The sequence below is a fragment of the Blautia sp. CAG:237 genome (genome assembly GCF_000436615.1).
In the GTDB taxonomy this organism is placed as follows: domain Bacteria; phylum Bacillota; class Clostridia; order Lachnospirales; family Lachnospiraceae; genus Blautia_A; species Blautia_A intestinihominis.
This window is the reverse complement of the sequence record NZ_FR886770.1, coordinates 1-1,709: the sequence shown is the minus strand read 5'-3', so window position 1 is coordinate 1,709 and position 1,709 is coordinate 1. Positions and strand designations below refer to the sequence as shown.

2 protein-coding genes are annotated in these 1,709 nt (G+C 45.8%); both read left to right on the top strand.

From position 1 onward, the window contains the following. Positions 1-1,214: ATP-grasp domain-containing protein (locus QZL69_RS13035; protein ID WP_291519733.1), on the top strand; the 1,214-nt coding region annotated here is incomplete at its 5' end. A gap of 119 nt (positions 1,215-1,333) precedes the next feature. Further along, on the top strand, positions 1,334-1,709 hold a 376-nt coding region (locus tag QZL69_RS13030; RefSeq protein ID WP_442852510.1), incomplete at its 3' end, for an iron-sulfur cluster assembly scaffold protein.

Genomic DNA, 1,709 nt, shown 5'->3' with positions numbered 1-1,709 from the left:
TAGGAAAGAGTGATATTATGAAAAATTTTCTGTTTATTTCTCCAAATTTTCCTGAAAATTACTGGATGTTCTGCCGGGAACTCAAGAAAAACGGGCTGAATGTCCTCGGGATCGGAGATCAGCCTTATGAGGAATTGAGCCAGGGACTGAAAGACAGCCTGGATGAATACTATAAGGTCAGCAGTCTCGAAAATGAGGAAGAAGTATACCGTGCGGTTGCATTCCTGATCTTCAAGCACGGACGCATCGACTGGCTGGAGTCCAACAACGAGTACTGGCTGGAGCGTGATGCCAGACTCCGTACCGCCTTCCATATCACAAGCGGTTTTCAGGAGGACGATATTCCGAGGATCAAATACAAATCTAAGATGAAAGCATACTATGTACAGGCGGGAATCCCGACAGCACGCTATCATCTGGTAGATACTCTGGAAGAATGTGAGAAATTTATCAAAGAAGTCGGCTATCCGGTGGTCGTAAAACCGGATAATGGAGTAGGGGCAAGCCATACTTACAAACTGGAAGATCAGGGGCAGCTCGAAGAATTTTTCCGAACGAAGGAACCGGAAGTTTCCTATATAATGGAGGAGTTCGTAGTCGCGGAGGTAAATTCCTACGATGCCATCATCGATTCCAACGGAGATCCGATCTTCGAAACAGGAAATGTGACACCGATCTCCATCATGGATATCGTGAACCACGAGGACAATGCGCTCTTTTATATCGTGAAGCAGCTTTCCAGTGATGTCAGGCTGGCAGGCCGTGCCACGGTCAAAAGTTTCAATGTACGGAGCCGCTTCGTACATTTTGAGTTTTTCCGCTTGCAGAAAGACCAGAAGGGTCTTGGAAGAAAGGGTGATATCGTCGGTCTTGAGGTAAATATGCGCCCATGTGGCGGATTTTCTCCGGATATGATGGATTTTGCATGCAAGACCGATGTTTACAAGATCTGGGCAGACATGATTGCCTTTGACCGGACGCAGATGCAGCCGGGAGACAGAGAGTACTGTGCATTTGTGGGACGAAGGGACGGTAAGAAATTTATCCTGGGTCATGAAGACATCATGACAAAATACAGCAAAAATATCCGGATGGCAGACCGTCTGCCGGATGTTCTGGTGGCCGCGATGGGCAACCAGATCTACATTGCGACGTTCCAGAGCAAGCGTGAAATGGATAATTTTTTTCAAGATGCACTGAAATATGAGTTTTAATGACAAAAATACTCAAGTTTGACTGGACTAACAAGGGGTTTTATGAGAAAATACTGTCAGGTTGTTAGTCTATCTTTTAACAACATTATAGTAAATCTATACTTGAAAGGAGTTTTAACATGATTTATTCACGCGAAGTAGAAGAAATGTGCCCAGTTGCACAGGGTGTGCATCACGGAGCTGCTCCGATTCCGGAAGAAGCAAAATGGGTTCAGGCTAAGGAAGTAAAGGACATTTCCGGTTTCACACATGGTGTAGGCTGGTGTGCTCCGCAGCAGGGTGCCTGTAAGCTGTCCCTGAACGTAAAAGAAGGTATCATCCAGGAAGCTCTGGTTGAGACAATCGGATGTTCAGGTATGACTCATTCCGCAGCTATGGCATCTGAGATCCTTCCAGGACTTACTGTTATGGAAGCTCTGAACACAGACCTTGTATGTGATGCTATCAACACAGCTATGAGAGAACTGTTCCTTCAGATCGTTTACGGACGTTCTC